The sequence below is a fragment of the Methylobacterium sp. Leaf465 genome, from assembly GCF_001424705.1.
Taxonomy (GTDB): Bacteria; Pseudomonadota; Alphaproteobacteria; order Rhizobiales; family Beijerinckiaceae; genus Methylobacterium.
The window spans coordinates 225,417-234,207 of record NZ_LMRA01000047.1; the positions used below are offsets into that span (position 1 = coordinate 225,417).

An 8,791-nucleotide genomic window follows, 5' to 3' on the forward strand; every position below is an offset into this window, starting at 1 on the left:
TCCCGGGCTACAGGTCCGAGGCGGAGCAGCGCAACATAGCTCTGCACCTGCACACCATGCTGGACCGCCCCAGCCGAGGCGTCGCGGTGTTCGGTCCCGACCGCATGTCGGCGGCCGCCCCGGGCCGCACGGCCGAGACCCGCTCGACGAGCTCCCCGGCCGCCTTGTTGGAAAAGGTCAGAACCAGAACGTTCCGAGGGTCGGTGCCCGCGTCGAGGAGGTGTTCGATCCGGGCGACGAGCGTGCGTGTCTTGCCCGTCCCGGCCCGGCCTGAAGCAGGCACGGGGAACCGTCGTGGGTTGCGGCGTCGCGCTGGCTGTCGTCGAGGTCCTGCTCGACGGCGGCGAGGACGCCCTACCGTGCCGTATATGACTGAGTCGGCACCGCCGTCCTGGCCGCATGGTGATCGATCATGACACCATAGCGCCTTAGAACGCGCCGAGGCGCCGCGAGGCCGTTATGGGCTCCGCGGTTGAGTTGTCAGGGTCGGCAATCCGATAAGCCGTGGGACGCCAATTTTGAGGCTTTGAAGCACCATTGAAGCCCACGCCCGCCCCACGGGATTCACGCCAGTATTAAGAACGGACGGCGCTTGGCGGCACGCGAGGCGTCGGCCAAACGCTACAGGTTCTCGTCCACAAAACGGCGGCTGGAGCTGGCGAGAGCTGGTCGCTCACGCCTATCTTCGTGCCCCCCCCCGGAGGGGAAAAGAAGTCTTCCTCCCCCTTCCCTTCCCTCCCGCTGTTGCCCTGCGGTCCGGCCGGCCGCAACTCCGACGTCCGCTTCCGCTGATGCTCCTGCTTCGTCCTGCCCATCCTCCGAACTACTGAACCCTGCCTTCAGTCCGAGCCGTTCGACTTCGGCACAGGCCGTGCGGGTCGCTTGTCCGACTGACACCCGAGACGTTCGTCGGGCGATCAGTGTCACGCTTCTCGTCCCGCTTCGTCTATGGTGCTCCGAATGGCGCCGAGGCGTATTTGTCGACGGGACGAAATCTTATCGATCTGGACCTCGCACTCCCGTGCGAGGGCATGGGAGTGCGCAAGTGGATCCGAGACGAACGTCAAATCGGCGACTTGGCGGTCATCGCTGTGGAATTGGATCCGGTAGATAAAATAGCGGGAGCCATGGGTCTGGGCGGCGGCGATTTCGTTGGTCACTAGGCGGACCCCGCCCGACTTGACTTCGATGAAACGCGCAACCAGCGCTATTTTCGACGTGTCGTACCGAAAAGTCGTGCGGTCTTCGGCCGTCTTGAAGCTCAGGATGTCGCATCCAAAGGACCCCTTGCCCTGAAGCATGCTGACTGGCAGCGGGTAACGCCCATCGCTGGTTTCGAAGAATGCCGCCCACGTCTCGGCATCGGCCGGCCGGTCCGGATCGCGAGGCGCGCCGAGCGGGCCCGTGGGGCCGCCAATGCGGACGCCGACGCTGCCGGCGAACGCCGATCCGGAGGGCGGATTCGGTAGCGACATCTCCTCCGTCGTCACAGCAGTCATGGGGCCGAGCGGGTACTTCAGCTTTGGAACGTTCGCCGCCGTTGGGGGGGAGGACGCCATGTGCGAGTTCGCGGCTGACGCGAGGGGCGTCGACGTTTGCGCCAAAGCCTTGGCCAGCAAGTCGGCGTCGACGCCGTGCGGCGCAGCGCCCCCAGGCTCCGGTTCGAGCTCTGACATCAGGATCTCGATCTCCTCAGCCGAGCGGTGGGTCAACATCCTGCGCAACTGCACAGCTCGCATGCCGTCGCTGGGTGCGGAGAGCAGCTTCGTGAACTCGGATCCCGATTGCAGGCCGAGTCGCTCAGCCACGCCGTCCCCGATCGCCTCGGCGGCCAGCAGGAGGATGTCAGCTTCCGACGCGAGGGGATCAACTACGACGATCAACTCGTCGTCCGCGACGACGTGCTTCCAGGGCTCCAGGGCGGCTCGCCGAGATGCCCCTTCAAGGTCGAGCTCCACTAGCGCGTAGGTGCAGGTGACGAGATCGAGTCGCTCGATCGGCCTGAACGTCGACGCATCCGCGTTTGAAGCCCGCCGGTGGGCCCTCAGGTAGGGCAGGGTCAGCGCCCACCGCCGTCTAAGGACTGCGTCGATTGCGCCTCGTTCCTCATGCCTCTCTACGACGCTCATTCTCAGCCTCTGCCTGCTAAGCGGAAGGGCTCCGAACCGCTCCTGCACGTCCGACGTGCTACGCCGAGAGGGCAGGTCTATCAGCGCCATCGTGTCCCTGGCGGCGGCCGGAATGTTGTCGCGATCCATGTAGTAGGTCTGCTTGACGGGCGCCCAATCCACGGTCCCGCCGCGGCGGACCTGAAGCCAACCCGTATCGAGGAACGCCTTTGCTTCGGCAGGGGCGCGGCCGACGTCGAAGTCGTCGAGATCGAGAATCTGGTTGTAGACTCTGCGGATGAGTTCCGTCGGGAGCTCTCGCTTTCGCAGGCTTCCGAGGAGTGCGAAGACCCGCGCCTCTTCGAGATCCGCGAGCGCACGCGGGACGCCCGCGTTGAAGAGCGCCTTCACCCAGAGTTCGCGGGTCATCCCGAACGGGCCACCCTGAGGATGCGGTGCCGGGACGGGAAAGATCTCCGCCAGGCGCCCGGGCGACATCATCGCGTCCCGGGGCGCAACGCGTTCTTCCGTCATTGTCCGCAACCACTCCACCGTCCGCAGAACGTGACGGAAGAGGTCAGGCAGGGGGCCTTGATACGAGCGGTGTTGCTTGCGACCCGTCCGAGCTTTGAGCCGCGTGTGGAAAACGCCTGTGACCCGAAGGTCGCTGGCAAGCCAGGTGAGGATCGCCTCGCAGGGCGCGTGGCGCAGGATATCGCGAAGCCCTTCGAGGGTCTCATAATGGACGTAGGTATCCCCCCACGCCATCTGGTCGCGGGCGATCGTGTCCCGGTGGAAATCGTCCGCGACAACGAATCTTTCGGGCAGGGCGCCGAGCACGACCGGCCTGAGGTCTGCCGGCAGAGGTTCCGAGACGAATTTCGGCCAATCGTGCGCACCGACCCAACGTAAGAAGCGGGCGAGATCGTCGCGCGGGCCGACGAGCCCGTTGGCCTCGGGGGAGTCGATCAGGAGTTCGGGCCGCTTCGCGTACAATGCGGCAACGATGCCACCTTCCTTACTGTAGTGGGCGGAGATGTAAGCCGATCGCACGTCGCGCCACGAGCCGTCTTGACACCTGACCCATAGCAAGCCGGCTGGATAGCTGTTCTTGCGACCCTCTCCCTGGAAGACGTTGTATAGAGCCTGCAGGAGTTCGCGTCGCACACGGTCGGGATCCGTGCGTCGCCTGGCTAGGACTGTCGCCGCCTGGGCGCGGAGGGATGTTATGATCCCGTCGACGCTGAAGGTCTGGATACCGAAGCCCGACAGCTGCTGGATGCGAGAGCTTGGCGGTCCGGGAAGGTTCCCGACGAGCAGCTTCCATAGCTCGGCATCCATGAACTTGGCGCGGGCCCACGCCGGCAGGGCTGGCGGACGTCGCGTTGTCGGATCGGTGAAGCAGGTATTATTGGTTCCGAAAGGGCGTCCTTGGGCATCGACAAGGAGTCGTCGGTCATGGAACTCCTTCGGCAGGTGTCTCGCCATCCCGGCGACGACGAACGCTCGCTCCTTGATGCTCAGATCGGCGCTTCGAATGACCGAGAGGGCCTTCCTAAGGTTGAGGGGCCGAATGCCGAGCGCGTCGAAGACGCTTCGGTCGCTCGGTCTCCTGCTGAGGGCCAGGTCGCCGAAGAGCCTTCGGGGAAAGAACTCCTCGTAGCCGGTGGGCCCGAGGCTTGTCTCTGCCGCCGTGACGCGCCCGCCCTTCATCGTCGGCACGATCCTGCGACCGGCGGCGGCCGCAAAGACCTCCCTTTTAAAGACCTCGAGCGGTCTTGGGAAATCGCTTTGCGGAGTGAGCAGCGCGATCGGATCGTGGATCCGCCGTCGGGCGACCGTTTCCAGGATTTCCGCGAAGAACGATGCCAGGCGTTGGAGGACAGCCTCGTTGACGGATGAGAGCGCGTTCAGGGCCTTCCTGTTCGAGTCCAATTCGAGCGTCGCATGGAAGAGGCACGGAAAAGGTAAGCGAAGGTCCGTCGGAAAATATGTGTGCAGGCAGCCGGCGGCCTGCTCCCCGTTCCTGAGGGCGATCGCGAGTTCGTAGCCCGCCTTTCCCAATCCATCCTTGATGTCGCCGGACCGACGGTAACAGCTCCAGCGCTGCTCGACGCTGGTTCCTGCCTGTGCGGCCTCCAGGATGACCGTGTCCCCTTCGCCGTAGGTTCGCCGCCAGCGAAGCGCCGGCCTTCCGACCACGCGAACCTCGATTTCCTCGAGCGACGGTACAAACAGTAGGAACTCCGGCTGGAACTCGTCCGCCTGCGCAATGGCCCGTTTCAGCGACAGCGCCGTTTCAAAGGGTGCCGCGACCGCGGTCTCGTAATCTTCCGACCGCAGCGCCCGCGAGCGGGTCGTCAGCAACCTGGCGGCCTCGCTCATGTTGGCGTCGGAAGCGGCCCCCACGATGGGAAAGGCTAGGACAGGAACCTCGGGATTCGAGCCCGCAAGGAGACGTGCCAGCTCCCGGTTTCCCTGTGCTAGCCCCTTCGCATGTGATGCTGCGTGCGGACGCGAGAACCGGAGTTCGAGTGCCCCGCTGCTCACGATCGGTTCGGATGACCAATTTAGGAGCGCGCGGAAGCCCAACCCCTTCGCGCCGATCATCCGCACCTTCCTCTGCGATTTGTCGCTGGTATGCGCGGCCATCAATGAGCGGACGCCGCTGATACCGAAAGGCTTGCCCGTGTTCGCCACGACGAGGCCGTCTGCCGTGATCTCGATGAGCACCCGACCGGGCGCTCCCGCCTCCGAGGCTGCATCCGCCGCGTTCTGCACCAGCTCCAGTAGCTCGCGCCCAGCATAGTCGCGGGTCGTGCCGCGCTCGCCTCTTCCATGGCCGAGGAGAAAGCTTGGCTTCGAGAGGTACGCGGCGTCGGTTGCACGCACCTCCTCCCGAACGAAGTCGGCCCACTCTTCCGGGGTGCTCGGCTCCGCGCTACCAAAATTCGTCTCGACCAGGGCCATTGCTACTCATCCGCTAGCTGGGCACGTTCGGAACAGAAGATGACACGGACCAGCGGCAGACATTGAGGCGCGCTTTGAACGTGGCCGAGTTTCCGCGTGCAGGCACCGTACCTGTGACCAGGTCCGTGAGGATCGCATCGGCTATGGCGACGACACTAGCTTTAATGCGGAGGATACCTTCGCAAAACGAGATACGGCGCATCATCACGCGATGATCTCCCGTCACAAACAATTTGGCTCGCAATACTCTACGGGGATAGTAGTACTTTGCGCATTGATGAAAGAGCGCTTTTAAGTGAGGCTTCCCTAATGTCTGATTTCTAATGATGCCTTAACTTCCACTTATGGCGCGCAGCTGTCGCGTGGGCGGATCGCAGTGAGATGCTGATGGCTCCTCAAACGGGTTTCATCGTGCCTTCAATCCAGCAATACCACCCGCCGACCGTGGAGCCTTGGGCGTCTCATCGAGCCCAAACCGTCGGTCAAGCTAAAGCACATCTAGGCGATCCGCACCCGCCTGCCGCACGAGCGCCCCCACCTTGTTTGGCAACAGGAGCGTTGCGCGTGGAAGTTGCAGTTGCTCGCTGGCCTAGCAAAATGTGGACCCAGAGCATTGGCGGATGGGGTTACAAGCAGCAAAATTCAAGATTTGCCAGTCATGATAAAATATAATTTTAGGCCTGCATGCGCTCACAGGGAGCACCGAAAATGCTTCGCCATATCAGCCTGTCGCAGGTTCAGGACGTTATAAAGCTCGCGGAACAGCTCAACGCGAAACATCCGCCGGACCCAAATGGGTTTCTTCGCCTAGCAATCCGAATGCCTATCAAGGCTACTGAAAGGACGAAGCTCCACTCGTCGCAGCGATCAACTCCCTCACCGAGCATGCTAGCACTACCTGGGCACTTTGAGGGCGTTTGCCGCGTTGTCTCCCTCGGGATAGCTCGTGGGAGGCAGCGATGGATCGGGATCGCGAGGGGACGGACGAGTTCGACACCTGGCTGACGCCGTTCCTGACTGCGATAGGGCGCAAGACCCGGCGGACCTGGGCACCGCTCTATCTCCGGGGCCTGCTCGGTCCGGGGGATCGCAAAAGCCTTCAGCCGATGGCGGCACGGCTCGGGCTGTCGGGCCACGACCAGCTGCAGCACTTCATCGCCAGCCCCGCCTGGGACGATGGACCGCTCTGGACGGAGCTGGCCCGTCAGGCGGACCGGCTGGTCGGCGGATCCGATGCCTGCCTGGTGATCGACGACACCGCCCTGCCGAAGAAGGGCACGCGCTCGGTCGGGGTGGCGCGCCAGTACTGCGGTGCGCTGGGCAAGCAGACCAACTGTCAGTCTCTGGTCTCCCTCTCCCTGGCGCAGGGCGAGGTGCCCGTGCCGGTAGGCTTGCACCTGCTCCTGCCCGAGGCATGGACGAGCGATCCGCAACGATGCGGGCAGGCCGGCGTGCCCGAGGCCGCGATCGTGCCGCGGACCAAGGGTGAGATCGCACTGTCGGAACTGGATCGCCTGAGGGCCGCCGGTCTACGCTTCGGCACGGTGCTGGCCGATGCGGGCTACGGCGTCAGCGCCGCCTTCCGTCACGGCCTGGATGCAAGGGGCCTGCGCTGGGCCGTCGGCATCGTCAGGAACCAGAAGGTCTACGCGGCCGAGGTGCGGCTCGTGCCGCCGACCGGTCGCGCCCGCAAACCTTCGCCGGACCAGGAGCCGCGGGAGGCCGAGGCGGTGCTGGCCGAGCTGCCCTGGCGGCGCGTGACGTGGCGTCAGGGCACGAAGGGCAAGCTCTCGGCCCGGTTCGCCGCCATCCGGGTGCGGGTCGGCGACGGTCCGGTCTGGGGCAACAACCGGCATCTGCCGGGCGAGGACGTCTGGCTCGTGGGCGAGTGGCGCTCGTCGGGTGAGCGCAAATACTACCTGTCCAACCTGCCGGCCAAGACGTCACGGCGCGCCCTGGCGGGCACGATCAAGGCGCGCTGGGTCTGCGAGCAGGCCCACCAGCAGCTCAAGGAAGAACTCGGCCTCGACCATTTCGAGGGACGGTCCTGGACTGGGCTGCATCGACACGCGTTGATGACATGCATCGCCTGCGCCTACCTGCAGCACCTGCGCCTCGCCGAGCATCGTCGGACGGGGCGGGGAAAAAATGACGACCCGCCTTCCGGGGCCGCCGCCGTCACCCAGCCTACCCGCCGTGCGGCAGGCCATCATCGGACGGCTGTTCGCCAAGCTGGTTCCACCCGTCCTGTGCCCCCACTGCCGAAGGCGCTTCACGCTGCCCTCTAACATCAAAGTGCCCAGGTAGTGCTAGGGCCGAGCTGATGGCACTTATGTATGTTGGCCGCGACATGGTCAGCGGCTCGAACACAGTCGGAACGCTTGAGGAAGCGTATGCTGACCGGCTTCGTGAGGCCAGCTCGCACGACACCCATCAAATCGCTGACAAAGCTCCGGCGCTTCCCACCTACCTGCGGAAGGGCCTAGGGACTGCTTGTCCGGGCTGCTGATTGACAGTCCAATGGCTGTGGAACGCGAATTTTGAGGATTCGAGGCACCATTGACGCCCGCGCTCGCCTCAAAAGGACGACAGAGCGGAACCAAGAACAGGTGCCCCTTCACAACACAAGGGGTCGACCAAACGCTACAGGTTCTCGTCCACAAAACGGCGGCTGAAGCTGGTGAGAGCTAGTCGCTCGCGCCTATCTTCGTGCACCCCCCGGAGGGGAAAAGAAGTCTTCCTCCCCCTTCCCCCCTTCCCTTCCTGTCGCTGGGATCCCATGCGATGTCGACCCCTACACTCTTAGGAGTGTCGCAGGTCCCCCGCCCTTGTACGGCTCAGGGCGCGACGGTGTTCAGCCCGCGGGGGTGAGAAAACTCATCGGAGTAATTGAATCAATACGCAGCCCTGCGCAAAGATCAGCGTTTCGGAGCGAGGCCCGCAGCGGGGACCAACTGAGCATGGCTACTGAACCCGACGAGAATTTTCGTATGCACGTTGCTAGCTTGGCACGTGACGGCTTCGAGCTCGATCCCACGGGTTTTGAGCGTCTCTCTCCATGGACCCATCTGCTTATGCACCTGCTCAACGCGAAGAAGAATTTTGAGTGGGTTCGAGATCACAAAGCTGAGCTAGGGAATATCGACAACGTTCTCCAACAGCATGCATTGTTTGTAGCAGCTATCATGGCTTACTGTAGGTGCTACGCGACGTCAGGCCCTGCGATCCCAGTTCTTGATGCTAAGAAGGTTTATAAGGGGTCCGACGATGGAAAAGAACTTCATCGACGACTGATTAATATACGTAATACTATCGCGGCTCACACTGATAAATCTGATTTAACCCACGTAACTTTAGCTGCAAAGGAAGATAATGAAAAGATTTCCATTAGGCAACTTTCAACTTTAAAGATTCCAACAAATGAAATTCCCAGTTTTATCGAAGCGGTTGAGCACACTGAGCATTTTGTAACAGTTAGCTTGAATAAGCAGCTGGACTTTCTAGAGAAAAAGCTTGGCAAGAAAATTGTCCTTGATTAGGGTCTGTCGTCGCCTGAACGGATTGGTTTGGCTTTCGTTTTCGTCTCTCTGATGCAGGAGGAACGATGCTGAGCGACGCGCAGTGGTCTGAACTGGAGCCCCTGGTGGAGGCCTGCCGGCCCAAGGCCAAGACGCCCCCACAGGATCTTCGGCGCACGCTCTCAGCCATTCTCT

Annotated in this window: 4 protein-coding genes and 1 pseudogene; 3 read left to right on the forward strand and 2 right to left on the reverse strand. The window is 62.9% G+C overall.

Annotated features, from left to right (window positions below; all coding sequences use genetic code 11):
• Window positions 1–7 precede the first annotated feature (7 nt).
• A complete protein-coding gene (locus ASG51_RS21850; RefSeq protein WP_056382998.1) occupies window positions 8–283 on the reverse strand; it encodes a UvrD-helicase domain-containing protein in 276 nt (91 codons plus the stop codon).
• Window positions 284–923: 640 nt separating this feature from the next.
• The gene (locus tag ASG51_RS21855) at window positions 924–5,078 is read right to left on the reverse strand and encodes a DUF3883 domain-containing protein (RefSeq protein WP_056383001.1); all 4,155 of its coding nucleotides are present in this window, start codon (window positions 5,076–5,078) and stop codon (window positions 924–926) included.
• A gap of 959 nt (window positions 5,079–6,037) precedes the next feature.
• Here ASG51_RS21855 and ASG51_RS21860 point away from each other — a divergent pair.
• The 3 genes and pseudogenes from ASG51_RS21860 to ASG51_RS23735 form a co-directional block, all read left to right on the forward strand.
• Entirely contained in the window at window positions 6,038–7,366 is a 1,329-nt protein-coding gene (locus tag ASG51_RS21860) for an IS701 family transposase (RefSeq protein ID WP_056383003.1), read from the forward strand.
• Between the two features lie 672 nt (window positions 7,367–8,038).
• On the forward strand, window positions 8,039–8,617 hold the full coding sequence (locus ASG51_RS24445) for a hypothetical protein (protein ID WP_156389823.1): 579 nt from the start codon (window positions 8,039–8,041) through the stop codon (window positions 8,615–8,617).
• Window positions 8,618–8,682: 65 nt separating this feature from the next.
• Window positions 8,683–8,791, forward strand: a pseudogene (locus ASG51_RS23735) (IS5/IS1182 family transposase); the annotation flags it as partial.